The sequence below is a fragment of the Raineyella sp. LH-20 genome, from assembly GCF_033110965.1.
GTDB lineage: Bacteria > Actinomycetota > Actinomycetes > Propionibacteriales > Propionibacteriaceae > Raineyella.
Map to the genome: position 1 here is coordinate 1,400,126 of NZ_CP137003.1, position 24,914 is coordinate 1,425,039.

Below are 24,914 nucleotides of genomic sequence, written 5' to 3' on the forward strand. Positions count from 1 at the left end.
AGCACGGCGTCCATCAGCACGGCCTCTGTCAGCACGGCCTCTGTCAGCACGGCGTCCATCGGCGCGGCCGCGCGCCACTACGATGCAGGCATCCGCTGCGAGGAGGTCCCGTGAGCCCACTGGTGAGCGCCGTCGTGCCGTTCTGCGGGGTCGAGGAGTACATCCGGCCCTGCCTGGACTCGATCCGCCGCCAGACCCTCACCGACTTCGAGGTGGTCCTCGTCGACGACGGCTCGCGCGACCGGTCGGCAGAGATCGCCGCCGAGGTCTGTGCCGCCGACTCGCGGTTCCGGATGGTCAGTCAGGAACGCGGCGGCCCCGGCCCGGCCCGCAATCTGGGCGTCGGGCAGGCGACCGGCCGCTACCTGATGTTCGTCGACAGCGACGACTTGCTCGCCCCCCGCGCGTTCGCGCAACTCGCCACCAGCCTGGAGGAGTCCGGGTCCGACGTCGCCGGCGCCCACGTGTGGCGGCTCGGCCTGCAGCGCGGGCTGGAGACGTCCTGGGCGCACCGCGAGCCGTTCGCCGAGCGGCTGCAGCGGACCAGCATCCGCGAGGTGCCGCTGCTGATGCGCGACCGGATGGTGTGGAACAAGATGTGGCGTCGTACGTTCTGGGACGACCACGGGTTCGCCTTCCCGGCGATGCTCTTCGAGGACTACCCGATCGCGATGCGGGCCCACCTCGAGGCCGCCGCCGTCGACCTGCTGCCCGACCCGGTCTACGTCTGGCGGGAGCGCCCGTCCGGCGATTCGATCTCCCAGCAGGGCGACCAGGTGCACAACGTCCGTGACCGGGTGACGGCCGCGGTCGCCGTACTGGACCTTGTCGACGAGCGCGGCGACGACGAACTGCGTGAACTGGTCCACAGCCACTTCGTCGACGTGGACGTCCGGGAGGTGCTCGGCTCGCTGGTGGCCGCCGCCCCGGCCGACCGGTCGGCGATGCGCCCGCTCGCCGCCGAGTTGGTCGACCGGATCGACCCCGAGCAGGTCGCCCTGGCGGTGCCGGACCTGCGCCGGGCGTACGTCGCGCTGCGGATGGGAGACGTCGAGCAGGCGCTGGCGATCGGCCGGTACCGCGCCGGCGACCGGGCCCCCGAGGTGCTCGCCGCCGCCGGAAAGACGGTCCGCCCACTGCCGGCCCGGGCGGTCCACACGGGGCTCCGGGTCGCCCGGCGCGCCGTCCCGTCCCGGCCACGGCAGGCCCGGCTCGCCGACCTCACCGTCCTGCCGCACGCCTTTCATTACCGGCTCACCGTGCCGCTGCCGAAGCCGCTGGCGATGGTCGCCACCGCCCGGGTGACCATCGGGTCCGTACGACCCGCGGTGAAAGCCTCGCCCCTGCCGGGTGGCCTGCAGCTCGACGTCACCGTCGACACCGCTGACCTGGCCCGGCTCGCCGCCATCACGCCACTGCGGATCGCCGTGCAGGCCGGGCCGCTGTCCTGGGCGGGTGGCGTGGCCGTCACCGAGGACCAGCTGCATGGCGTACGCCGCGCCGGCTACTGGGTGCAGGCGGTCCTCCGCGACGGCGCCCTGGCGTTCTCCCGGGTCCGCCGGGTGCCGGTGATCGACCGGCTCGACCTCGGTGACGCGACGGTCCGGGTGCACACCGTCCAGTCGTCGGGCGCTGTCGTCGTGGAACGCCCCTGGCCGACCCCGCCCGTCGAGGCGCCGATCATCGACCACGTCGCCCTGATCGCGGTGGACGCACTGCTGTCCGACGATCCCGCCGACGACCCGGTCGGGCGTACGGCGACCCGGCGGGTGCTGGTCCGCCGCGACGGATCCGCCGAGGCCGAACCGGCCGTGCTGTCCGGCCCCGGGATCGCGACCGTGGTTGCGGGCCGCGAGGGTGCGGGGCTGCCGGGCCGCGAGGGCGCGGGGCTGCCGGGCCGCGAGGGTGCGGGGCTCGGCGGCCGGCGGCTCCGCTGGGGCCGCGACGCCGACGGTCGTGCGGTGCTCACCCACGGCCCCGCGCTACCGTAGGGCGTCGGGCCGCCGGTCCGCCCTGCCAGGAGGTCATCATGCTGCGTCCCGCCACCGACGAGGACCGGGAGCCTGTCCGGATCTGGCGCAACCACCCGGACGTACGCGCCGTGTCGCTGACCCAGCACGAGATCGGCGCCGCCGAGCACGCCGCCTGGTGGCAGCGGGTGGCGGCCGACCCGACCCGTACGGTGCTGATCTACGAACGCGGCGGCATCCCCGCCGGGGTGGTGTCGTTGTGGGACATCGACTGGGACGCCGGCAGCCTGTGGTGGGGCTACTACCTCGACAACGCCGGACTCAGCGCCCGCGGCGAACTGCTGCCCGCCTGGATCCAGATCCAGCGCGACGCGCTGAGGTACGTCGACGCGCTCCGTGACGGGGAGCGGGCGATCACGGTGATGGAGGCCGAGGTCCTCGACGCCAACGAGGCCGTCCGCTCGTTCAACAAGCGCCAGGGCTTCGCCGACATCGAGACGTACGACCGCGAGATCGACGGCCGCACCGTCCTGGTCCACCACGTCCGCCGGACCCGGCCGGCACCGATCACCCAGCCGGCACCGACCACCCAGTCCGCCCAGCCCGAGGAGAAGTGAACATGCTCGACGAGATCCGCATCGGCCACACCGCGATCGGCCCGGGCCACGAGCCGTTCATCATCGCTGAGATGTCCGGCAACCACGACGGCTCCCTGGACAAGGCACTGGCCATCGTCGACATGGCCGCGGACGCCGGCGCGCACGCGCTCAAGCTGCAGACCTACACCGCCGACACCATCACTCTCGACGTCGACAGCCCCGACTTCCGGCTGAAGGACGACCATGAGCTGTGGGGTGGCCGGCGCCTCTACGACCTGTACGAGGAAGCGCACACCCCCTGGGAGTGGCACCGGCCGATCTTCGAACGGGCCGCCGAGCGGGGCCTGCTGGCCTTCTCCAGCCCGTTCGACCCCACGGCCGTCGACTTCCTCGAGTCGCTCGGGGCCCCGGCGTACAAGATCGCTTCCTCCGAGATCGTCGACCTGCCGCTGATCCGCCGGGCCGCCGCGTGCGGCAAGCCGATCATCATCTCCACCGGGATGGCCTCCCTCGGCGAGATCAACGCCGCGGTCGAGGCGGCCCGGTCGGTCGGCAACGAGCAGATCGTCGTGCTGTCCTGCACCACCTCCTACCCGGCCGACCCGCGCGACTCCAATCTGCGGGCGATCCCGGTGATGCGCGACGCGTTCGGCACGATGATCGGCCTGTCCGACCACACCCTCGGCATCGGTGCGGCGGTCGCCTCGGTCGCCCTCGGTGCGGTGCTGGTCGAGAAGCACGTCACCACCGACCGGTCCTCCGGCGGCGTCGACTCCGCCTTCTCCCTCGAGGGCCCCGAGTTGGCCGCACTGGTCCGCGAGACCCGGACCGCCTGGCAGGCGATGGGGGAGCCGGTGATCGGCGCCCGTGACGTCGAGGCCGAGGGACTGAGGTTCCGCCGCTCGCTCTACGTCACCCGCGACGTGGCGGCCGGCGAGGTGGTCGGCCCGGACAACGTACGCTCCGTACGTCCCGCCCTCGGCCTGGCGCCCGACCTGTACGCGGTGGTCGAGGGGCGTACGTTCCGCCAGGATGTCGCCCGGGGCACCGCGCTGTCCTGGGACCTGATCTGATCCCGGCCGCCGCTGACCGAGGGGAGGACTGTCGATGTCCGAGGTGCCGCCGAAGGGTGAGTCGTCGTCGTACGCGCCGCTGCTGAGTGTCGTCGTGCCGTTCTACAACGTGCAGGACTACATCGGCGCCTGCCTGGAGTCGCTGCGGGTGCAGACCCTCACCGACCTCGAGGTGATCCTGGTCGACGACGGCTCCCGTGACGGGTCGCTGCAGGTGGCCGAGGCGTACGTCGCCCGTGACCCGCGCTTCCGGCTGGTCCGCCAGGAGAACCAGGGGCTCGGCCCGGCCCGCAACACCGGCACCGCCCACGCCACCGGTCGCTACCTCACCTTCGTCGACAGCGACGACCTCGTCGCGCCGCGGGCCTACTCCCTGCTGATCGGCTCGCTGGAGGCGACCGGCTCCGACCTCGCCGGCGGCAACGCCTACAGGTTCAGCGCGGCGCGCGGCGCCTACCAGTCGTGGACCCACGAGGAGCCGTTCGCGACGACCCGGCTCGCGACCACGATCGATGCGTTCCCGGCGCTGATGCGCGACCGGATGGTGTGGAACAAGGTCTACCGGCGCGCCTTCTGGGACGCCGAGGGGCTCGCCTTCCCGGCGATCCGCTACGAGGACTATCCGGTCACTCTGCCCGCCTACCTGCGGGCGCGGTCGGTGGACGTCCTCGCCGACCACGTCTACTACTGGCGCGACCGCGAGTCGGGCGACTCGATCACCCAGCAGACCTTCCGGCTCGACAACGTGCGGGACCGGGTCGCCTCGGCGCTCGCCGTGCTGGACGTGCTGGACCGCTCGGCCGACCATGCCGAGGTGCGTACGCGGGTGCACGCCTACTTCATCGACGTCGACCTGGTGGCGCTCGCCGAGGCCCTGCTCGCCGCGCCGACCGACGATCTGCCGGCCCTGGCGGCGTTGGCGACCGGCCTGGCCGATCGGCTGGACCCGCGGGCCGATCGGCTCGCCACTCGGCTGGCCCGCCAGATCCACCGCTCCGTACGCTCCGGCGACCTGGCGACGGTCCGGCTGCTGGCGCGCCGGCGCGGTGGTGCGGGCGTGCGTCAGCTGGTCGCGGATCTCCGGACGGTGCCGCGCCTGCTGGTGAAGCTGCCGGCCATCGCCCGGGCTGTCGCGCCGCGGACGCGGCCGCAGCACCCGCTGCGTCGGCGGCTGCGCTCCATCCTGGTGAGCGCCGCGTGGCAGCGGGAGACGCTGCACCTGGAGATCGACTCCGCGCTGCGCGGTCGGTGGGCGGCGCGGGTCACGCCGCGCGCCGTCCTGCGGCTCGGGACGGGCAGCGGCGAGGACCTCGAGGTCCCTGCGCAGGTCACGCCCGGCAGCGACGGGCTGCGGTGGAACATCGACCTGGGCCCCGAGGTGCTGGCGCGGCTCGGCGGCCCGGCGGGGCTGGGCGGTCCGGCGGATCGTGGGCAGATCACCGGCGGGGTGCTGGCCCGCGGGGTGCTGGCCCTGCGACTGCGGGCCGGCGCCTTCCGGTGGACCGGAGACGTCCGCTACACACCGACCTCACTGCCTGCGGCGTCCCGCCTCGCCGACGGCACCCTGGCCGGGCTGGGTGGTCCGGTCGCCGACCCCGCCCCGGATGCCGGCGGACGCGATCTCGCCGTCGTCCGCTGGGCGGACCTTCCCACGGTCACGTCGATCCGGCAGGACGGCGAGGAGTTCGTGCTCACCGTGGCCGGGGTCCCCGCCTCCGGCGGACAGCTCGTCGTGGCCCGGCCGGACCCGACGGCCGACGTCGTCGCCCCGGTCAGCGTCGCCCCGGTCGGGGCGGCCGGCGTGGTCGGCGGATCGGGCGAACGGACGGTGGGCGAGGTCCGGCTCAGCGCCGCGGCGCTGCTCGCGGACGACCCGGCGGACGACCCGGTGACCGGGGTCGCCGAACGGGCGGTCGGCCTGCAGCTCCCGGAAGGACCGCGGGTGCCGGTGCTCCTCGCCGGTGACGGGGCCCGGGGCGAGGCCGGCGACCGCGTCGTCGAGCTCACGGTCGGCTGGACGGGGCAGCTGGTGGTGCGCCAGCGCCGTCGGACGGCCTGATCCCGTCTGCCCCGCACGCGCGAGGCGTCAGGCGCCGAGAATGCCCCGCAGCGTGTCGATCACCCGATCCTGCTCGTCGTACGACAGGCGGGCGAACATCGGCAGCGAGATCTCCTCCTCGTAGAACCGCTCGGCGTTCGGGCACAGGCCCCGCCGGTAGCCGAGGTCCTCGAACACCGGATGCCAGTAGACCGGGATGTAGTTGACCTGCACCCCGATGCCGGCCGCGCGCAGCTTCTCGAACACCTCGCGGCGCCGCCCACCGAGGATCCGCACCGGATACAGGTGCCAGGTCGGATCGACCCAGGAGCGTACGGTCGGCACCCGCAGCCCGTCGACGCCGGCCAGCGCCTCCTGGTAGCGAGCGAACAGCGCCGTGCGGCGGGCCTTGAAGTCGTCCAGCTTGCCCAACTGACTCAGCCCCAGCGCGGCGTGGACGTCGGACAACCGGTAGTTGAGGCCGATCGACGGCACTTCGTACCACCAGGCGCCCTCGTCGGGGTGGCGGTAGGTCGAGCGGTCCCGGGAGACACCGATCTTGTGGAACTCGTCGGCGCGCAGCGCCAGCGCGTCGTCGTCGGTGAGCACCGCGCCGCCCTCGGCAGTGGTCATGTTCTTGGTCGGGAAGAACGAGAAGGTGGTCAGATCGGCCAGCGCGCCGACCGGGCGCCCCTTGTCCGTGGAGCCGACCGAGTGCGCGGCGTCCTCGACGGTCACCGCCCCGACCCGGTGGGCGATCGTGTTCAGCCGGTCGATGTCGACCGGTTGCCCGGCGTAGTCGACGCCGGCGATCACCCTGGTCCGTTCGGAGACGACGGCCTCGACCGCGGCCGGATCGATGTTGCCGGTGTCCTCCTCGATGTCGGCGAAGACGACGGTCGCCCCGTGGTGCATCGCGCCGGAGGCGGTCGCGACGTACGTCATCGGGGTGGTGATCACCTCATCGCCGGGACCGATCCCGGCGGCGGCGTACGCGATGTGCAGCGCGGCGGTGCCGGAGGTGCAGCTCACCGCATGAGCGACGCCGGCGCGGGCGGCGAGGGCGTGCTCGAAGTCCCGTACCCACGGGCCGGTGGTCAGCCAGTCGGAGGTCAGCACCTCGGTGACCGCGGCGACGTCCGCCTCGTCGATCCACTGGCGACCGTACGGCAGCATCACTCAGTCCTCCGGCAACATCGCTCGGATGTCCGCCACGCTGTACCACAGGTCGTTGGTGCCCGAGTCGAGCCGGAAGCCGTCCGGCACCGGGACGCCGTCGGCCGGCGGCTGGTAGCCCCAGGTGGCGAGGTCGGGCTGCATCACGTAGCGATCGCCCAGGCGCAGGACGCGACGCCCCTCGTCGATGGAGATCATCTCCTCGTGCAGCTTCTCGCCCGGTCGCAGACCGATGTGTTCGAGGGCGGCGCCCGGCACCAGGGCCTCGGCCAGGTCGGTCAGCTTCATCGACGGGATCCGCGGCACGTAGAGTTCGCCGCCGCTCATCAGCTCGAAGCTGTTCAGGACGAAGTCGACCGCCTGCGGCAGGGTGATCCAGAACCGGGTCATCCGCTCGTCGGTGATCGGCAGCGGCTTGCCCTCCGCGCCGAGCTGGCGCCACTTCGGGATCACCGAGCCGCGGGAGGCCATCACATTGCCGTAGCGCACGACCGAGAACCGGGTCGGGTAGGCGGCGGCGTAGTGGTTGCCGTTGATGAAGAGCTTGTCGGCAGCCAGCTTGGTGGCGCCGTACAGGTTGATCGGCGAGGAGGCCTTGTCGGTGGACAGTGCCACGACCTTCTTGACACCCGCGTCGATCGAGGCCTCGATGACGTTCTGCGAGCCGATCACGTTCGTCTTCACGAACTCGTACGGGTTGTACTCGGCGGTGTCCACCTGCTTGTACGCCGCGGCGTGGACGACGTAGTCGACACCGTGCATCGCCCGGTTGAGCCGCGGCAGGTCGCGGATGTCGCCGAGGAACCAGCGCAGCCGCTTGTCGTCGCCGAACAGCTGGCGGCATTCGTACTGCTTGAGTTCGTCGCGTGAGTAGACCACGACCCGCTTCGGGTCCACGTCGTTCAGCAGCTTGGTGATGAAGGCCTTGCCGAACGAGCCGGTGCCACCGGTGATCAGGATCGACGAACCCGACAGAATGCTCACGAATGCTCCGCAGATGGTGGAGCGCCCCGCGCTCCGGGCTGATCCTGCGTGCCGTACGCAGTACGCAGCGCACCCAGGGACTGGCGTCCCTCAGGCTAACACTCGACCGCCGGCGCACCGTGTTTGTGGTGCACGGACAACCATGCTGGTGGTGCACGGACAACAATGCTGGTGGTGCACCAAGAAACAAGCCGGCCCGCACGCTTGGGGGGTGCGCACGGACCGACTCCGTAAAACTACTACGCCTTTCGGACACGTGCAAACGACCCGCCGCGGGTGATCCCGCACACATCGCGGTGCCTGCTGGCGTGCTCGTTAGGGTGAGCCCATGACGAACGATGACCGCCGGATCGGGGTCCGCTGCGATGGGGGCCCACGGATGGGGGTCGGCCACATCCTGCGTCAGCTCGCCCTGGCGGAGGAGCTTCGTTCCCGAAGGATCGGGGTCACTCTGCTCGGTCGGGTCGAGGGCTCCGGACTGGTCGATCGGCTGCTCGCCGCGCACGGTCTGACGATGGTGCCGGTGGACGCGGGGCCGGCGGCGCTGCTGACCGAGGTCCGGCGGCGCCGACTCGACGCGGTGATGCTGGACGGCTACCAGCTGCCGGTGGATCTCGGTGCCGCGCTCCGCGGAGCGGGCGTCCCGGTGGCGGCCATGGTCGACGGCGTCTTCGGACTGCACCAGGACGCCGACCTCTACATCGACCAGAACCTCGGGGCCGTACGTCCCGCCGCGGTCCCCGCCGACCGCCGATTCCTGGCCGGGATCGAGTACGCGCTGCTCCGCGACATCGTGCGGTCCCGGCGTGGGCGGATCGGACGCGGGCGGACCGGGCGCGTCGGGGCGGAGCCGGTCGGCACGGCTCGCGGGGAGACCGGTGACCTCGCAGGTCCGGCGGGCGAGACCCGTGATCCGGTGTCGCCACGCCTGTTGTGCGTCTTCGGCGGCACCGACGCGTACGGCGCCGCGCCCACGGTGGTGTCGTTGCTGCTGGGGACCGCAGCGCCCCTGGAGGTGGTCGTGGTGGCCGGCCGGGAGCAGATCGCCGCCGAACTCGCCGGCCTCCCGCTCGGGCCGGGGCAGCGGCTCGACGTGGTGGCCCCGGTCGACGACCTGCCCGGACTGGCGGCCGGCTGTGACGGCGTGGTGAGCGCGGCGGGAACGTCGGTCTGGGAGTTCTTCTGCCTCGGCCTGCCGACGGCGCTGGTCGCCGTCACCGCCAACCAGTTGGTCGGCTACCAGGCGGTCCTCGGCACCGGACTGGTCGCGCCGGTCGGGCAACTCGACGACCTGCGCGACGATCCGTCGGCCCGCGCCGCGGCGACCGAGGTGCTGCGGCGGTTCACCACCGACAGGACCTGGCGGGACGGCCTCGGTGCCCGCGGTGCGGCACTGGTCGACGGCGACGGCCGGGTCCGGGTGGTCGACGCGATCCTCGAGCTGATCGGCTGATCGGCTGATCGGGTTCTCCTGACTTCCGAACACCCGACCGCCTGAGCCGGGCGGACCCGACGTCCGGTGTCGGTGGCCTGCCGTATCGTGACGGCTACGTCAGCCAGGAGGTCCGTGTGCGTACCCGTGTCGTCATCCAGTCCCGCCTCAACTCGTCCCGGTTGCCGGGCAAGGCGATGATGATGATCGGCGGGATGCCCCTGATCGAGCTGGTCGCCCGGCGGGCCAGCCGGGGCGGTCACGAGGTCGTCGTGGCGACCAGCCGGGAGGAGTACGACCAGCGGATCGCCGACCACCTCACCCGGCAGGGCATCCGGGTGCTCCGCGGCCCGCTGGACGACGTGCTGGCCCGGTTCGTCGCGGCCACCGAGGACCTGGACGACACCGACCGGGTGGTCCGGCTCACCGGGGACAACCCGGTGGTCGACGCCGAGCTGGTCGACGAGCTCATCGCCGCCGTCGAGGCGTCGGAGCACTCGTACGGTCGGATCGACCTGGCCCGGGTGTCCGAGGGCCTGGGGGTCGAGGTCTTCACCGCCGCCGACCTGCGACGGGCCGCGGCCGAGGCCACCACGGCGTACGACCACGAGCACGTCACCCCATGGATCCGCCGTCACCTCGGCGAACTGCCGTACGCCCCCGAGGGCATCACCTTCGACATCGTCGCCTACCGCTGCACCGTCGACTCGCTCGCCGACTACGTCCGGGTCGCCCGGCTCTTCGACCGTCACGACGACGCGATCGGGGTGTCCTGGCGCGCCCTGATCGGTGACATCGTCCGCGAGGTCGCGATCACCGGCCCGGCACTGCCCCGGACCGGCCACGGCGGCCTGACCCTGTCCCGGCTGCTGCTCGGCACCTCCCCGCTCGGCCGGGCCACCGGGGCGATCGAACGTCACCGCCCCGATGCCGCCGAGGCCCGCTCGATCCTCTCCGCGGCGGTCGCCCGCGGCATCACCCACGTCGTCACCGGCCGCGACGACGGCGACTCCGAGGCGGCGGTCCGGGTGGCGTACGATCCGGCGCTGCGCCAGCGGGTCGGGGTGATCACCACCCTCCATGCGTTGGACGAGGTGCCGGCGGACGCCGTGGCGTACGCGGTGGAGGCCTCCCTGGAGCGCTCCTTCGCCGAGCTCGGCCGCCGGCGGGCCGATGCCGTGCTCTTCGCTTCGCCCGACGATGCCCTCGCCGGTGGCGGAGCGGCCTGGGCACGGCTGGCGGCCTATTGCGCGGACGGCGTCGTCGGACGGGCCGGCGTGGTGCTGACCGATCCGGCCCAGCTCGGCCGGATCGCGGACCTGCCCGGCCTCGGACACGTCGCCGTCCCACTCTCCGTGGTCGACCGGCGGGTCACCGCGTACGCCGCCGATCTCGCCCGGCTGGCTGCTGCCGGAGTCATCATCACGGTGCACGGGGTGTTCGGTCAGGGCGTGCTGACCACCCGCACGGCCCTCGCCCCGGTCGCGCCGGACCTGGTTGGCGCGACGCCGGCGCTGCGCACCGCCGTGGCCGACGAGGTGGCGACGCTGCGGGCCGCCGTGGCCGATGCTGCGGTCGCGCTGGGCCGGACCGATCCGGTCGACCTGTGCCTGGCGTACGCCGCGGCCCAACCCTGGGTCACCGCCCTCGTCGTTGGGGTGGACACGGCCGAGCAGTTGGTCCGGGTGATGGAAGGCGCCACCGCCCCCGCGCTCAGCGCTGAGGAGGTGGCGCGGCTGGAAGGCGTCGTGCCGGCCGCGAGTGACGCCCTCAGCGAGTGGCTCGCCCGGGCGTGACGCGGTGAGTGCCGCGCGGACCTCGGGACTGGCCTCGTGGGCGGCGCGGGCGGCCGCCGCGGAGCGATCCGTCGGCGGACGTCACCTGCACCGACCCTGGCTCACGCCGTGGGCGCGGCTGGCCTGGACGGCGTACCCGCCGACCCTCTCCGCCCGGTCGTTCGTCACTCTGCACTACTGGTGGCAGGCGCAGGTCCTCGACTGCCTCCTCGACGCTGAGCGGCGGGCCCCGTCGCCGGCGCGCCGGCGGATGATCGCCCGCTGGCCGGCATCGATGGCGGTGCACAACCGTGGATGGCTCCGCGACTACTACGACGACATCGCCTGGCTGGGCCTGGCGGTCGACCGGATGGAGCGCGAGCTCGGTCTTCCCGTCCCCACCGGTCGGGGCCGGGAGCTCGCGGTGGACCGGATCATCGCGCGGTTGGAGGCCGGCTGGGACGAGCGTCCGCTCGGCGGTGGTGTGCCCTGGCGGGTGGGCGATGCCTTCCGCAACGCCCCGGCCAACGGGCCGATGACCATCCTCTTGGCGCGCCGTGGCCGGCTCGGCCGGGCCCGCGAGGCGCTGGTCTGGATGCGGGAGCACTACCTCGATCCGGCGACCGGCCTGGTCGTCGACGGCGTTCGCCCCGACCCGTCCCGGACAGCGCCCTGGCTGGTCGACCGCGTGTTCTACACCTACAACCAGGGGGTCATGCTGGGGGCTGAGGTCGCCGTACTCCGCGCCTCCCTCGACCGCAGGCTCGGCGGCAGGGCTGATATCCGCGACACAGCCGCCCGGGTCCTGCGGCTGGTGGAAGCCATCGATCGATGGATGGCCGACAGGCACGTCCTGGTCGGGTATCAGGGGCGCGCCGAGCAGGGCGGCGACGAGGGGATCTTCCGCGGAATCCTCGCCCGCTACCTCGCTGTGGTCGTGACCGATCTCCCGGGTGACAGCGCCGATGCCGTGTCCGCCCGCCGGCTCGCCGCCACGCTGGTGCAGACGACGGCCGCGGCCTGCTGGGAGCATCGGGCTGTGCTGGGCCCGGAGGCGGTGCTGGGTCCGGAGGCGGTGCCGGGTCCACAGATGTGGTTCGGGCCCGACCCTCGGGTGCCGGCGACCATCCCGCGACGGGCGGACGCCCTGGCCGGCGGTGCCTCGGCGGCCGGGGTGGGGTCCGCGGCGGTGCCGGAGCGGGATCTGTCGGTGCAGGTGGGGGCCTGGATGGTGGTGGAGGCCGCCGCGCGGTGTCCGGGGGAGGGGCTGGGGCCCGTGACGCCGGCGTAGCGTGCGCACCCACTCCGCCGTACAGCGTGCCTGGGACGGAAGGCCGTAGGTCCCCGGCTGCGCGGGTCGGTGGTCGAAGAATTTTCCATAGGGCGGGCCTATGGAAAATTTGTCGACAACCACCTGGCGTTCGTGAGATTCGCCGTCAGGCCGTCGATGGTGGAAGTGGCCGGTGGAAGTGGCCGGTGGGAGTGGCCGGTGGAGGTGGCCGGCCTCCGACGCCCGTACGCCCTCCTGCTCCGAGCTGCGGCACGGCGAGGGCTGCGGTCGGCGGCCGTGGACCGCCGGTGTGGGTGCCCCGGGGTAGCCTGTCGGCAGCTTTGACTCGTCAGGAAGAGACACCGTGCCCGCACCCCACCCCTCCACCCCGGCCGCTCCGGACGCCTCGGCCCCCGCGACCGCGCTGGGACCGACTGCGCTGGCACCGACCGCACTGGGACCGATCGCCAGGGTCGCCGCCGGGGTCGCTGCCCTCGCCGGGGTCGTCGCGATGTGGCTCGTGATGCGCTACCTCGCTGGTCAGCCGCCGCTGCCCGCCCGCCCGGAGACCGACCCGTTCACCGGATTCGTGTCCGGGCTCGGCGATGTCGCCGCCCGGTTCGCGGCGCTGGCCACCCTCGGTGGTCTGATGGCGATCATCGGCTTCACCCCGGTCGCCGGGCACTATCGGCTCACCCCGGTCGGTGACCGGCTGCGCCGCTGGGTCGGCCGTGCCGCCCAGGTGTGGTTCTGGGCCTCCTTGGTGCAGACCGCGGCCAATGCGGCGTACGTCAACGGCGTGCCGCTGGTCTACGCCCTGACGCCCGGCGCGTGGTGGACGTTCATCACCAGCACCACGGCGGCGCTGGCCTGGTTCGTCTCGACTGTGGTCGCCCTGGTCATTGTCATCGTGGCCTACACCTCCCGGGCGTACGCCTCCTACCTGCTGCTCTTCCTCGCCGGCACCCTGGCGACCGTGTTCGTCACCGCCACCGGCAACGTGTCGGTCGGCCAGAACCACGACTGGGCCACCGACTCCGCCATCTGGCTCTCGCTGGCCTGGGCGCCGCTCGGCGCCGCGGCGGTGGCCGTGGTGCTGCGGGCGAACGACCTCACCGGCCCGGACTCGGCGACCGCCGCGGTGAACCGGCTGCGCCGCTACCAGAAGGCGGTGCCGCTGCTGCTCCTGATCGTCGTCGCCGGCCATGCCGTCGTCGCATGGCAGCAGCTCGCCGGCCATCCGTTCACCGCCAGCGCGTACGGCTGGGCGCCCCTCGGTCTCTTCGCCACCCTCGTCCTGTACGCGCTGAGCTGGCTGTGGCGGCTGCTCCGTGGGGAGGCCGACCCGGCCCGGACCACCCCGGCGATCGCCGCCCGCTCCGCGCTGCGCGACGTGCTGATCGCGCTGGCGTACGTCACCTTCCGGGCGGCCGAGAACCACCTGCCGCCGCCCCGCTTCCTCGTCCCGCAGTCGATCCAGGTCAACTACCTCGGCTACCAGGTCGACATCCCGTCGACCGCGGCCCGGATCGCCGCACTCGGCCGGCCGAACCTGCTGTGGGTCGGGCTCACCGTCGTGGCGTTGGCCGCCTACTACTGGGGTGTCCACCGGGTCCGGGCCAGGGGCGGCCACTGGCCGATCGTCCGGACGCTGTTCTGGACCCTCGGCTGGGTGCTGGTGCTCTACCTCGCCACCGCCGGGCTGTGGGAGTACTCCACCGTCCAGTACTCCTGGCACATGCTCGTGCACATGACGGTGAACATGCTCGTCCCGGTGCTCTGTCTGCTCGGCGGCCCGATCACGCTGGTGCAGGCCGCCGGCCGTCCGCATCCGAAGGGGCAGCTGCTCGGCCCGCGCGACGTCACGGTCGCGCTGCACGACCACCGTCCGTTGCGCCGGGTGATCAACCCGCTGGTGGTCTGGGTGCTGTACGCCGGCTCGCTCTTCTTCGTCTACCTGACGCCCGTGTTCCCCTGGCTGATGCGCTACCACTGGGCCCACCAGCTGATGCTGCTGTGGTTCATGCTCACCGGCTACCTGTTCTTCGACATGGTCGCCGGCATCGACAAGTGGACCAACCTGCCGCACATCGGCCGGTTGGCCCTGGTCATCGGCGTGATGCCGTTCCACGCCCTGTTCGCGGTGTTCATCCTGCAGGCCACCCAGGTGATCGGCGAGGACTTCTACCGGGCGATCGACATCCCGTGGATCCCGGACCTGTTGGCCGACCAGGTGATCGCCGGCCAGATCACCTGGATCGTCGGTGAACTGCCGCTGCTGATCGTGATCCTCGCGCTGAGCATCCAGTGGTTCCAGGCCGACTCCCGCGACGCGAAGCGCCTCGACCGGGCGCAGGACTCCGGCCTGGACGACTCGTACGAGGTCTACAACGAGATGCTGCGCGAGCTCGCCGAGCGCGACCGCGATCGGACGACGGACGAACGGAAGCTGCAGCGGTGAGCACGGACACCACTCCCGCCGGCGCCACCTCCTCGGGCCCCGCCCTGCTGGCGTACGACGGCCTCGAGCAGCGGCTGGAATTCGACATCTCCGGGATGACCTGCGCCGCCTGCGCCGGCCGGATCGAGCGCAAGCTCAACAAGATGGACGGCGTACGCGCCACCGTCAACTACGCCACCGAACGAGCGGTGGTCACCGGGCTGGGCGCCGACCGGGCGGCCGAAGCGATCGCCACGGTCGAGAAGGCCGGCTACGGGGCCACCGAGGTCACCGAGGGCGAGGAGTCCCGCGGCGCGGACGACCGGGTGCGGATGCTGCGCAACCGGCTGATCGTCGCGGCCTTCCTCACCGTGCCGCTCGGCGACGTCGCGATCGTGCTGGCGCTGACCCCGCACATGCGGTTCCCCGGCTGGGAGTGGCTGCTGGTCGTGTTGTCCCTGCCGGTGGTCTTCTGGGCGGCGCTGCCGTTCCACAAGGCGGCGTGGCGCAACCTGCGGCACGGCTCGACCAGCATGGACACGCTGGTCTCCCTCGGTGTCCTGGCCGCGTTCACCTGGTCGGTGGTGTCGATCCTGCTCGGTTCACAGGACCGGGAGGGCTACTGGCTGGTCTACGGCATCACGCCCGCGGGCGCCGACTCGCTCTACCTCGAGGTCGCCTCCGCAGTGACCACCTTCCTGCTCGCGGGGCGCTACTTCGAGGCGCGCTCGAAGCGCTCGGCCCGTAGCGTGCTCTCCGCCCTGGCCGACCTCGCCCCGCGGACCGTACGGGTGATCCGCGACGGCCAGGAGACGGTCGTGCCGCTCGGCGACCTGCGGGTCGGGGAGCGGTTCCTCGTCCGGCCGGGAGAGCGGATCGCCACCGACGGGGCGGTCGTCGTCGGCCACTCCGCGGTCGACACCTCGATGATGACCGGCGAACCGATCCCGGAGCAGGTCACCGAGGGCGACCGGGTGCTCGGCGGCACCATCAACACCACCGGCGCGCTGATCGTCGAGGCCCGCCAGGTCGGCGCCCACACCCAGCTGGCCCAGATGGCGGCCACCGCCGACCAGGCGCAGGCCCGCAAGGCCCGGGTGCAGACCCTCGTCGACCGGGTGGTGGCGATCTTCGTGCCGACCGTGCTCGGCATCGCCCTGGTCACCCTCGCCGCCTGGTTCCTCTCCGGCGCCGGGCCGCGGACGTCGTTCAGCGCCGCCCTGTCGGTGCTGATCATCGCCTGCCCGTGCGCCCTCGGCCTGGCCACCCCGACCGCCCTGATGGTCGGCGTCGGCCGCGGCGGCCAGCTCGGCATCCTGATCAAGGGCCCCGACGCGCTGGAGGCCAGCGGCCGGATCGACACCGTGGTGCTGGACAAGACCGGCACGCTGACCACCGGCCGGATGGCGCTGGAACGTACGGTCCGTGCCGCCGGTGGCCCGCTGGCCGACGACGCCGCCCTGCTGGCCCTGGCGGCGACGGTGGAACGCCACTCGGAGCACCCGATCGCCCGCGCCGTGGTCGAGGCACACGCCGAGCTGGAAAGCCGGGCCGAGGCGCACGCCGAGCTGGGAGCCCGGGTCGAGGCGCACGCCGAGCTGGAGAGCCGGGTCGAGGCCGCCGCGGCCGTACGCCCCGGCCTGGGGGAGATCGTCGAGGCCGCGGCCCTGCCCGGGATGGGCGCTCGCGCCCGCCTGGTGCACGACGGTGTCACCTCGGAGGTGCACATCGGCGCCCCTGGCTTGATGGCCGATCTGGGGGCGGACCTGCCCGACGACATCGCCGCCGCGCTGGAGGCCGCTGCCGAGGAGGGCCGGACCGGGGTCGTCCTCGCCGTGGACGGTCGGGTCGCCGGCGCCTTCGTCGTCAGCGACCGGATCAAGGAGTCCGCGGCTGCTGCGGTCGCCCAGCTCAAGGCGATGGGGCTGCGTACGGTGCTGCTCACCGGCGACCACGCACGGGCTGCCCGGGCGGTCGGTGACCGGGTCGGCGTGGACGAGGTGATCGCCGAGGTGCTGCCGACCGACAAGGCGGCGACGATCGAACGTCTGCAGGCCGAGGGCCGCCGGGTCGCGATGGTCGGCGACGGCATCAACGACGCCGCCGCGCTCGCGACGGCCAATCTCGGGCTGGCCGTGGTCACCGGCACCGATGTCGCGATGAAGTCGGCCGACATCATCCTGGTCCGCAAGAACCTCGAGGTGGTGCCCGACGCGATCGCCCTGTCGCGGCGTACGCTCCGGACGATCCGGGGCAACCTCGTCTGGGCTTTCGCCTACAACGTCGCGGCGATCCCGCTCGCGGCGGCCGGACTGCTCAACCCGCTGATCTCCGGCCTGGCGATGTCGCTGTCGTCGGTGTTCGTGGTGACGAACTCGATGCGGCTGCGGAAGTTCGAGGGCGGCCGGCGGCGCTGAGCCTGGGTCAACGGCGGCGCAGCACCACGAAACCGCCGCCGCCCAGGGCCAGGGCGCCGATCCCCGCGATGGCCCACCAGGTGCCGCCGGTGCCGGCCAGGTCCGATCCGTTGCCCGATCCCGCGAAGCTGTCGACCTGGGTGGCGGCGAAGCCGGGCGGCAGCGCCGAAGCGGACGGCGAGGGCGTGTCCGAGGCGGTCGCCGAAGGGACCGCGCCGGTGCCGTCATGCCCCGGCTGGGGCGGCAGGGCGATCAAGGGCACCGGGTCGGTGACCGAGGCCTCGGCCGACGCCGTCGGACCTGCCGTGCCGGTCGGCTGCGGGGGCTGGTCGGTGGCCAGTACCGGCGGCACCGGCCGCTGATAGTTCGCCGAGCGGGGGTTCGTACGCGAGGGATTGTCCGTGTTCGTCTCGGCGGCGGCCGGCAGCACCGGCCCCGCGATCCCGAGCGTGACTACACCGAGAGCCACCGCCGACGCGCCGAGGCGTCGCAGTGCCAGTCCCATCGCTGTCCTCCTCGTCGCCATCCCGCCGGACATTGTGTCACGGTTCGGCGGTATACGCCCCGCCGCACCGATCGGCGTCGGAACGACCGTACAACGGCACGCCATTGGCGCGCGCGGCACTGTCGCGGCCTGACGACGGGCCCGGCGGGCACGTCTGCGCGGCAGTGTCACTGCGACCTGAGAGGATAGCGCCGATGATGCTCACCGACCTGATCCCTGCCGACCCCGATCCGGATTCCCTCTACGAGGCGTTCACCGGGTGGGTGGAGGGGCGTGGCATCTCCCTCTACCCGCACCAGGACGAGTCGGCGATCGAGCTGTTCTCCGGCAACAACGTGATTCTTGCCACACCGACTGGATCGGGCAAGACGCTGGTCGCCACCGCGGCCCAGTTCGCCGCCCTCGCCCAGGACGGCGTCAGCTTCTACACCGCGCCGATCAAGGCGCTGGTCTCGGAGAAGTTCTTCGCGCTGTGCGAGATCTTCGGCGCCGAGAACGTCGGCATGCTCACCGGCGACGCCTCGGTCAACGCCGACGCCCCGATCATCGCCTGCACCGCCGAGGTGCTCGCCAACATCGCCCTGCGGGAGGGGCGGTGGGCCGACATCACCCAGGTGGTGATGGACGAGTTCCACTTCTACTCCGAGCCCGACCGCGGCTGGGCCTGGCAGGTGCCGCTGCTGTGCCTGCCGCAGGCGCAGTTCCTGCTGATGTCGGCGACCCTGGGCGAGGTGGACTTCTTCCGCAAAGACCTCACCGAGCGGACCGGGCGGCCCACCGCGGTGGTCGACCAGGCCGAACGGCCCGTGCCGTTGTCGTACGCCTGGTCGATCGACCCGATGCACGAGCTGCTCGAGGAGCTCGTCACCACCCACCAGGCGCCGGCGTACGTCGTGCACTTCACCCAGAAGTCGGCCCTGGAGACCGCTCAGGCGCTGCTGTCGGCGAAACTCGCGTCCAAGGAGGAGAAGGAACGGATCGCCGCCGAGATCGGCGCCTTCCGGTTCCACGCCGGCTTCGGCCGGACCCTCTCGAAACTGGTCCGCGCTGGTATCGGGGTGCACCACGCCGGCATGCTGCCGCGCTACCGCCGGCTGGTCGAACAGCTCGCCCAGGCCGGTCTGCTCAAGGTGATCTGCGGCACCGACACCCTCGGGGTGGGGATCAACGTGCCGATCCGTACGGTCGTTTTCACCGGCCTGACGAAGTTCGACGGCACCCGCCACCGGCTGCTCAAGGCGCGCGAGTTCCATCAGATCGCCGGGCGGGCGGGGCGGGCGGGTTTCGACACGTCGGGGCACGTCATCTGCCAGGCGCCCGAGCACGTCATCGAGAACGAGCGGGCGCTCGCCAAGGTCGGGGACGACCCGAAGAAGCGTCGCAAGGTGGTCCGCAAGAAGGCGCCGGAGGGCTTCGTCTCGTGGACCGAGGAGACCTTCGACCGGCTGAAGGCCGCCGAGCCCGAGGCACTGGTGTCCCGGATGCGGGCCAACGAGGCCTTGATCCTCAACGTCGTCGCCCGTCGCGGCGACCCGTTCGTCAACATGCGCGAGCTGCTGCTCGGTTGTCACGAGGACGAGCGCGGCAAGCGCCGGCTGGTCCGCCGGGCGCTGCGGCTGACCCGTGGCTTGCTGGAGTCGGGCGTGCTGGTGCGGCTGCCGGTGCCCGACCCGACCGGGCGCCGCTACGAGATCGCCCCGGAGTTGCAGGACGACTTCGCCCTCAACCAGCCGCTGGCCCCGTTCGCACTGGCGGCCCTCGACCTGCTCGACCCGGAGTCGGAGACGTACGCCCTCGACATGGTGTCGATCGTCGAGTCGATCCTGGACGACCCGTTCCCGGTGCTGTCCGAACAGCAGCACAAGGCGCGCGGCGAGGCGATCGCCGAGATGAAGGCCGACGGCATCGACTACGACGAGCGGATGCGGCTGGTCGAGGACATCACCTGGCCCCGCCCGTTGGCCGAGCTGCTGGAGGCGGCGCTGGAGATCTTCGCGCAGACCCATCCGTGGGTGTCCGCCGACCAGCTGTCGCCGAAGGCGGTGGTCCGCGACATGTACGAGCGTGGCCAGACCTTCACCGAGTTCGTCAGCCACTACGGGGTGGCCCGCAGCGAGGGCCTGGTGCTGCGCTACCTGTCGGATGCGTACCGTACGCTGCGCCAGACCGTGCCGGAGGCGCGGCGGACCGAGGAACTCGACGACCTGCTCGAATGGCTCGGCGAGACCGTCCGGCAGACCGACTCCTCGCTGCTCGACGAGTGGGAGGCACTGACCGATCCGGAGAAGGTGGCCGAGGCCGCCGCCAGGGTCGCCGCCGGCGAGCAGCTCGCCCCGACCCGCCCGATCACCGGCAACGCGCGGGCGTTCGGGGTGATGGTGCGCAACGCGATGTTCCAGCGGGTCCGGTTGGCGGCCGACGACCGGTTCGCCCAGCTGGCCGCGCTCGACGCGTACGCCACCGGCCTGCTCGGCGGACATCCGCCGATGAACGAGGCGGCCTGGGAGGACGCCCTCGGCGACTACTGGGACGAGCACGAGACCCTCGGCGACGGACCGGCGGCCCGCGGCCCGTCGCTGCTGATGGTGGACCAGAAGCCGAAGCAGGGCGTCTGGGAGGTCCGTCAGGTCATCGACGACCCGGCCGGCAACCACGACTGGTCGATCCTCGCCACGGTGCACCTGCGGGCCAGTGACGAGGCGGGCGAGCCGGTGGTGGTCACCGAGTCGTTCTCCCGGATGGACTGATCGGCCTGCCGGGTCACCGGAACAGGTCGAGCTTGTCGAACTTCTCCGCCAGCAGGTAGTAGACGGCCAGCCGGCCGTTGCGGGTGCCGTCCTTCATCGCCGCGCCGACCTCCTTGATGGCGGCGTCGAGGGTGGCGTTGTCGGCGGTGAGTCCGAGCTTCTTCTTGAGGAAGCTCTCCCGGACGGTCTTCAGCTCCTCGGCGTCACCGAACGACACGAGGGCGCTGTCGGGGTGGCTCAGGACCAGACGGTAGGTGCTGAGCATGTTCTGCAGTACGGCCTCGTCGGCCGTCGGGGCGTACTTCTTGACGTCGGCGATCCAGTCCGTGGTCATCCTCTGCTCCTTCGAAGGGATGCCCCCTCGCCCACGGTGGACGAGGGGAGGGTGTTCCGGTGTCTCTCCGATCATGTCAGGGCGTGCCATTCCCTGTCGTGACCTTGGGCACATTGCCCGCCGACGAGGTGGCGTACGGTCTGGGTTTCCGTCCGTGACGAGTGGCCCACCGCCCGGTGGCGGTCGTACGGCCTGCCCGCCACCGGACGTCCGCGTAGGCTCCGCCGGGTATGGAGGTGCCGGGGATGACAGGTTATCCACAGGTTCCGCGGGCTGCGTGACCGATTTGTGATCTTTCTCGTGTCCCCTCTAGGATCCTTCTCAGTCTTCGGATCCTTACCACCGTCCCCCACCGGAAGGCATGGCTCGTGACCCAGGCACGCCGCGCGGTACAGCGTCATCCTTGGGAGTCCGTCCGCGACACCATCCGTCACCGACCCGCTCAGCGGGGCACCAGGGCACACCACGGGATGTCGGCCCCGACGCCCGAACGGGCGCTGATCGACCCCGATGAGCCGACCAGGTCCGGCGTACGACGACTGCTGGTGCCCGGCGTGGCCGCCACCGTGGTCGCCGTCGGCACCGCGGGCGTCGTCCTCGGTGCGCACCGCGGCAGCGGGATGGAAGCCGTCCCGGCGGCGGTGCCCCAGGACATCTCGCTGCGCGAGATGGGTGGCGTGAGCCGCTCCGAACGGGGCCTGCGACCGGAGGCGTCGCAGACCCCGAGCGCCTCGGCGATGGCCTCGGCCACCCCGACGGCGTCGCCGGCTCCCGCGTCCCCGCGCCCGTCGGCGACCTCGAAGCCGACGGCCACCCGCAAGGCGACCACCAGCACCGCCTCGACGGCCAAGTGCGGCACGCTGACCGGCTGGCTGGCGCCCAACGGCATGAAGGTCTACCAGGCCAGCTGCGCCAACTTCCCGTACGTCACCTCCTACGGCGGCGCCCGTCCGGGCGACCCGGGCGAGCACGGCACCGGCCATGCGGTCGACATCATGGTCTCCGGTTCGCGGGGCTGGGACATCGCGAACTACATGCGCGCCAATGCGTCCAAGCTCGGGGTCACCGAGGTGATCTACCAGCAGAAGATCTGGACCACGCAGCGCTCCTCGGAGGGCTGGCGCCCGATGGCCGACCGCGGGTCGGCGACCGCCAACCACATGGACCACGTCCACGTGACGGTCAGCTGAGGTCCGGCGCCACCGCGCCGGTCTCGATCGGGGCTCCCTCAGCCGCCGCCGTTTCGCGCAGCCGCCGCTCCCTCAGTCAGCCGCCGCGATGTCAGTCAGCCGCCGCGATTTCAGTCAGCCGCCGCGCGTCGGCGGGCCGCATCTGACTGAAACCGCGGCGTGTGGCAGAAACCCGCGCATCTGGGGAGTCGAAGCGCGAGTTGCCGGGGTGGGGTCAGCGGATGTTGACCAGGTCGCAGACGAAGATCAGGGTCTCGCCGGGCTGGATCACGCCGCCGGCACCACGGTCGCCGTAGGCCAGGTGCGGCGGGATGACCAGCTTGCGCCGTCCGCCGACCTTCATGCCCTGGACGCCCTGGTCCCAGCCCTGGATCACCTGGCCGACACCGAGCTGGAAGGCCAGCGGGGTGCCGCGGCGGTAGGAGGAGTCGAACTCCTCGCCGGAGGAGAAGGCGACGCCGACGTAGTGGACGTCGACGACGTCGCCGGCCTTGGCCTCGGTGCCGTCGCCGATGATCTCGTCGACGATCTGCAGCTCGGTGGGCGCGGGGCCCTCGGGCGGATCGATCTCGGGGATGTCAGTCATGCCGGTGAGCCTACCGGCATCAGGGGTGGGACCAACCCTGCGGCGCCGAGCAGCATCCAGCCGCCGACCCCGAGCCCGAGCACGGCGACGACCAGGAACAGCCCGGTCCACAGCGGCTGGGGCAGGTGGGTGAGCCGGGCCAGCTGGGCGGCGTCCGAGCCCCGGTCGCGGGAGCCAGCGAGCTCCAGAGTGGGGCGTACGGCACCGAACAGCAGCACCCAGCACAGCAGGTAGCCGAGCCAACCCTGGAGCTCCACCGGCAGGTACCAGGTGGCGAGTCCCAGGCCGCCGCCGACCACCACGATCACCGCCAGGCCGTAGAGGTTGCGGATCGCCAGCAGCATCAGCGCCAGGACGAGCAGGAACGCCCACAGCAGGGCGCTGGCCCGGCCGGTCCCGAGGATCGCCGCGGCGCCCACTCCGACGACCGCCGGCGCCGTGTAGCCGGCGAGCAGGGTGGCGACCATCCCGGGCCCGCGCGGCCGTCCGCGGGTGACCGTCACTCCAGAGGTGTCGGCGTTGAGCCGGATCCCCTCCAGCTCCCGGCCGCACAGCCGTCCCACCACGGCATGGCCCGCTTCGTGGGTGATCGTCACCAGCATCCGGGTCGTCGGCCACAGTGGCCGGAACAGCACCAGGACGAGCGCGGCGGCACCGAGCCCCACCACCACCTCGGGGGCGGGCAGCGGTTGGCTGAGCAGGGCGCGATGGAGGAGCGCGGTGACGGAGTCCACGCCCCCAGTCTGGTGTCTGCGGCAAGCCAGCCTACGGACGCCCCTCAGCGCGCGCCGGTGAAGACCGGACGACGCTTCCCCTGGAAGGCCCGGAACCCCGGGTGCCCTTCCGTCAGACGGAGCCGCCCCCCCACAGCAGACCGGAACCACCGCGCAACCGGGACGCGGTCGCCTCCGCCTGGTGGTCGGTCATCCCCGCGACGTAGTCGATGATCCCGCGGCCACGCCCCATCCGGAGCACGTCCTCGCGGGAGGTCATCCCGTCCAGCCAGTCCGGGTGACGTCGTGCCACCCGGCGGTAACCCTCGGTGGCGGTGGCGACCAGGTCGAGCAGCCGCCGCGGCGCCCGGGTGGCGTCCAGCCGGTCGGACAGCCAGTCGTCGAAGGCCTCGACGATCTGGCGTACGACGTTCGCCTGCCCGCGCTGCATCAGGGTGAGGTCGGGGCGGTGCAGCACGAAGTACTGGTGGATGAACTTCAGCACCTGCACCTGGTGCCAGGCGCCCTGGGAGAGCTCCACCGAGGAGCCCCGGACCGGCGGGTCGTCGACCAGACGGACCGAGTCGACCAGGGCGTCGATCCAGGTGGACGTGAAGCCGGACAGCGACCGGTCGGCGGCCATCGAGCCGTCGTACGGGATCGCCAGCACCCCCTCGACGAACTCCTGGCCGACCCGCAGCACCGCCTCGAGATAGGCGTCCTCGTCGAACATCCAGGCGTCCCGGGCGGCCAGCCGGCGCCGCAGCGACTCCAGCCCCGCGCCCGGTGCCCGGGTCATCGCGGCGAGCCGGGAGTCGGTGATCATCGCGAACTCGTCGCGTTCCCCGGCCCAGGTGCGGAACTCGCTGGACACCGCGGAGAACTGCAGCACCCCGGCCCGATGGAAGTCCTCCAGGTCGTGCAGCGAGTAGGCGACGTCGTCGGCCAGGTCCATCACCGCGCAGTCCAGCGTCTGTTGGTCGCGGCGTACGTCGGGGAAGGCCGCCCGGACGGCGATCAATTCGTCCAGGTCGGGGACGTACGCGTTGAACTTGTACGACCCGCCGCTGATGTCGGGCCGGGCTCCGCGGGGCTGCTGCGGCCAGCTGCGCGGATGCGGATCCGGCCAGTGGTGGCGCCCCCACGGGTACTTGAGCACCGACGCGCGGACCGCGGAGGTCAGGTTGAGGCCCTGGTCGCCGGGTCCGTGCACCTCCAGCTCGGTGAGCACCCGGAAGGTCTGGGCGTTGCCCTCGAAGCCGTCGTTCAGCCCGAAGCGGGTCCGCGCCTGCCGGTCGAGCTCCTGTTCGCCGAGGTGGCCGAACGGCGGATGGCCGAGGTCGTGGGAGCAGGCGCCCGCTTGCGCGACCACGTGGTGCAGCCCGCCGCGGGCGGCGATCCGCTCCGGCGCGCTGGCTTCTTCGAGGCGTACGGCGATCGCCCGCGCCACCGCGGTGACCTTGATGGTGTGCGTCAGCCGGTTGTGCACGATGCCGCCGGTGGTGCCGGCGGAGACCACCTGGGTGACCTCGGCCAGCCGGGAGAACGCGGGCGAGAAGCGGATCCGTTCCAGGTCGACCCGGAACTCCGAGTCGGTGCCCGCCGCGAGTGGCCGGGGGACGCCGATCTCGGCCCGGGCCCGATCCGTACGTGTCGACATGCGGT

18 protein-coding genes are annotated in these 24,914 nt (G+C 72.2%); 11 read left to right on the plus strand and 7 right to left on the minus strand.

Annotated features, from left to right (window positions below):
* Positions 1–110: 110 nt before the first annotated feature.
* The 4 genes from R0146_RS06130 to R0146_RS06145 are packed head-to-tail and all read left to right on the plus strand — an operon-like array spanning position 111 to position 5,701.
* Positions 111–1,991 carry a glycosyltransferase gene (locus R0146_RS06130; protein ID WP_317691978.1) on the plus strand — a complete coding sequence of 627 codons (1,881 nt, stop codon included), beginning with the start codon at positions 111–113 and terminating at the stop codon, positions 1,989–1,991.
* 38 nt (positions 1,992–2,029) lie between these two features.
* Positions 2,030–2,587 (plus strand): GNAT family N-acetyltransferase, encoded by a 558-nt coding sequence (locus tag R0146_RS06135; protein ID WP_317691979.1) that lies wholly within the window; start codon positions 2,030–2,032, stop codon positions 2,585–2,587.
* Between the two features lie 2 nt (positions 2,588–2,589).
* On the plus strand, positions 2,590–3,642 hold the full coding sequence (pseI, locus tag R0146_RS06140) for a pseudaminic acid synthase (RefSeq protein ID WP_317691980.1): 1,053 nt from the start codon (positions 2,590–2,592) through the stop codon (positions 3,640–3,642).
* Between the two features lie 34 nt (positions 3,643–3,676).
* Positions 3,677–5,701 carry a glycosyltransferase gene (locus R0146_RS06145; protein ID WP_317691981.1) on the plus strand — a complete coding sequence of 675 codons (2,025 nt, stop codon included), beginning with the start codon at positions 3,677–3,679 and terminating at the stop codon, positions 5,699–5,701.
* A gap of 27 nt (positions 5,702–5,728) precedes the next feature.
* On the opposite strand, the gene pseC is transcribed toward R0146_RS06145, so the two are convergent.
* Together pseC and pseB are read right to left on the minus strand one after the other, a co-directional pair.
* A complete protein-coding gene (gene pseC, locus R0146_RS06150) occupies positions 5,729–6,856 on the minus strand; it encodes a UDP-4-amino-4,6-dideoxy-N-acetyl-beta-L-altrosamine transaminase (RefSeq protein ID WP_317691982.1) in 1,128 nt (375 codons plus the stop codon).
* A gap of 3 nt (positions 6,857–6,859) precedes the next feature.
* Positions 6,860–7,840: a UDP-N-acetylglucosamine 4,6-dehydratase (inverting) gene (pseB, locus tag R0146_RS06155; protein ID WP_317691983.1), complete on the minus strand. Its 981-nt coding sequence runs from the start codon at positions 7,838–7,840 to the stop codon at positions 6,860–6,862.
* 328 nt (positions 7,841–8,168) lie between these two features.
* On the opposite strand from pseB, the gene R0146_RS06160 reads away from it, so the two are divergent.
* The 5 genes from R0146_RS06160 to R0146_RS06180 all read left to right on the plus strand — a co-directional run bounded on the left by R0146_RS06160 (position 8,169) and on the right by R0146_RS06180 (position 17,174).
* On the plus strand, positions 8,169–9,293 hold the full coding sequence (locus R0146_RS06160) for a PseG/SpsG family protein (RefSeq protein WP_317691984.1): 1,125 nt from the start codon (positions 8,169–8,171) through the stop codon (positions 9,291–9,293).
* Positions 9,294–9,409: 116 nt separating this feature from the next.
* The gene (locus R0146_RS06165; RefSeq protein ID WP_317691985.1) at positions 9,410–11,068 is read left to right on the plus strand and encodes an aldo/keto reductase; all 1,659 of its coding nucleotides are present in this window, start codon (positions 9,410–9,412) and stop codon (positions 11,066–11,068) included.
* Positions 11,069–11,072: 4 nt separating this feature from the next.
* Entirely contained in the window at positions 11,073–12,338 is a 1,266-nt protein-coding gene (locus tag R0146_RS06170; protein ID WP_317691986.1) for a glycoside hydrolase family 76 protein, read from the plus strand.
* 343 nt (positions 12,339–12,681) lie between these two features.
* Positions 12,682–14,778, plus strand: a complete 2,097-nt coding sequence (locus R0146_RS06175; RefSeq protein WP_317691987.1) for a cytochrome c oxidase assembly protein — start codon at positions 12,682–12,684, stop codon at positions 14,776–14,778.
* Positions 14,779–14,822: 44 nt separating this feature from the next.
* A complete protein-coding gene (locus R0146_RS06180; RefSeq protein WP_317692342.1) occupies positions 14,823–17,174 on the plus strand; it encodes a heavy metal translocating P-type ATPase in 2,352 nt (783 codons plus the stop codon).
* A gap of 7 nt (positions 17,175–17,181) precedes the next feature.
* Here the strand turns inward: R0146_RS06180 and R0146_RS06185 are convergent, their stop codons facing one another.
* Positions 17,182–17,679, minus strand: coding sequence for a hypothetical protein (locus R0146_RS06185; protein ID WP_317691988.1), 498 nt, complete (start codon positions 17,677–17,679; stop codon positions 17,182–17,184).
* A gap of 194 nt (positions 17,680–17,873) precedes the next feature.
* Between R0146_RS06185 and R0146_RS06190 the strand changes: the two genes are divergently transcribed.
* Positions 17,874–20,426 (plus strand): DEAD/DEAH box helicase, encoded by a 2,553-nt coding sequence (locus R0146_RS06190; RefSeq protein WP_317691989.1) that lies wholly within the window; start codon positions 17,874–17,876, stop codon positions 20,424–20,426.
* 13 nt (positions 20,427–20,439) lie between these two features.
* Here the strand turns inward: R0146_RS06190 and R0146_RS06195 are convergent, their stop codons facing one another.
* Positions 20,440–20,760, minus strand: coding sequence for a DUF2853 family protein (locus R0146_RS06195; RefSeq protein WP_317691990.1), 321 nt, complete (start codon positions 20,758–20,760; stop codon positions 20,440–20,442).
* A gap of 470 nt (positions 20,761–21,230) precedes the next feature.
* On the opposite strand from R0146_RS06195, the gene R0146_RS06200 reads away from it, so the two are divergent.
* Positions 21,231–21,950 carry a VldE C-terminal domain-containing protein gene (locus tag R0146_RS06200; protein ID WP_317691991.1) on the plus strand — a complete coding sequence of 240 codons (720 nt, stop codon included), beginning with the start codon at positions 21,231–21,233 and terminating at the stop codon, positions 21,948–21,950.
* A 214-nt stretch (positions 21,951–22,164) separates the two neighbouring features.
* Here R0146_RS06200 and R0146_RS06205 read toward each other — a convergent pair whose 3' ends face one another.
* The 3 genes from R0146_RS06205 to R0146_RS06215 form a co-directional block, all read right to left on the minus strand.
* A complete protein-coding gene (locus R0146_RS06205; protein ID WP_317691992.1) occupies positions 22,165–22,536 on the minus strand; it encodes an FKBP-type peptidyl-prolyl cis-trans isomerase in 372 nt (123 codons plus the stop codon).
* Entirely contained in the window at positions 22,533–23,270 is a 738-nt protein-coding gene (locus R0146_RS06210) for a M50 family metallopeptidase (protein ID WP_317691993.1), read from the minus strand. Before R0146_RS06210 ends, R0146_RS06205 begins: the two co-directional genes overlap by 4 nt.
* A gap of 112 nt (positions 23,271–23,382) precedes the next feature.
* Positions 23,383–24,909 carry a deoxyguanosinetriphosphate triphosphohydrolase family protein gene (locus R0146_RS06215; protein WP_317691994.1) on the minus strand — a complete coding sequence of 509 codons (1,527 nt, stop codon included), beginning with the start codon at positions 24,907–24,909 and terminating at the stop codon, positions 23,383–23,385.
* Positions 24,910–24,914 lie beyond the last annotated feature (5 nt).

Coding starts and splice junctions, on each gene's coding strand:
- R0146_RS06135 (WP_317691979.1), top strand. CDS start 2,030: ATGCTGCGTCCCGCCACCGACGAGGACCGGGAGCCTGTCCGGATCTGG.
- pseI (WP_317691980.1), top strand. CDS start 2,590: ATGCTCGACGAGATCCGCATCGGCCACACCGCGATCGGCCCGGGCCAC.
- R0146_RS06145 (WP_317691981.1), top strand. CDS start 3,677: ATGTCCGAGGTGCCGCCGAAGGGTGAGTCGTCGTCGTACGCGCCGCTG.
- pseC (WP_317691982.1), bottom strand. CDS start 6,856: ATGCTGCCGTACGGTCGCCAGTGGATCGACGAGGCGGACGTCGCCGCG.
- R0146_RS06160 (WP_317691984.1), top strand. CDS start 8,169: ATGACGAACGATGACCGCCGGATCGGGGTCCGCTGCGATGGGGGCCCA.
- R0146_RS06185 (WP_317691988.1), bottom strand. CDS start 17,679: ATGGGACTGGCACTGCGACGCCTCGGCGCGTCGGCGGTGGCTCTCGGT.
- R0146_RS06190 (WP_317691989.1), top strand. CDS start 17,874: ATGATGCTCACCGACCTGATCCCTGCCGACCCCGATCCGGATTCCCTC.
- R0146_RS06195 (WP_317691990.1), bottom strand. CDS start 20,760: ATGACCACGGACTGGATCGCCGACGTCAAGAAGTACGCCCCGACGGCC.
- R0146_RS06200 (WP_317691991.1), top strand. CDS start 21,231: ATGTCGGCCCCGACGCCCGAACGGGCGCTGATCGACCCCGATGAGCCG.
- R0146_RS06205 (WP_317691992.1), bottom strand. CDS start 22,536: ATGACTGACATCCCCGAGATCGATCCGCCCGAGGGCCCCGCGCCCACC.
- R0146_RS06215 (WP_317691994.1), bottom strand. CDS start 24,909: ATGTCGACACGTACGGATCGGGCCCGGGCCGAGATCGGCGTCCCCCGG.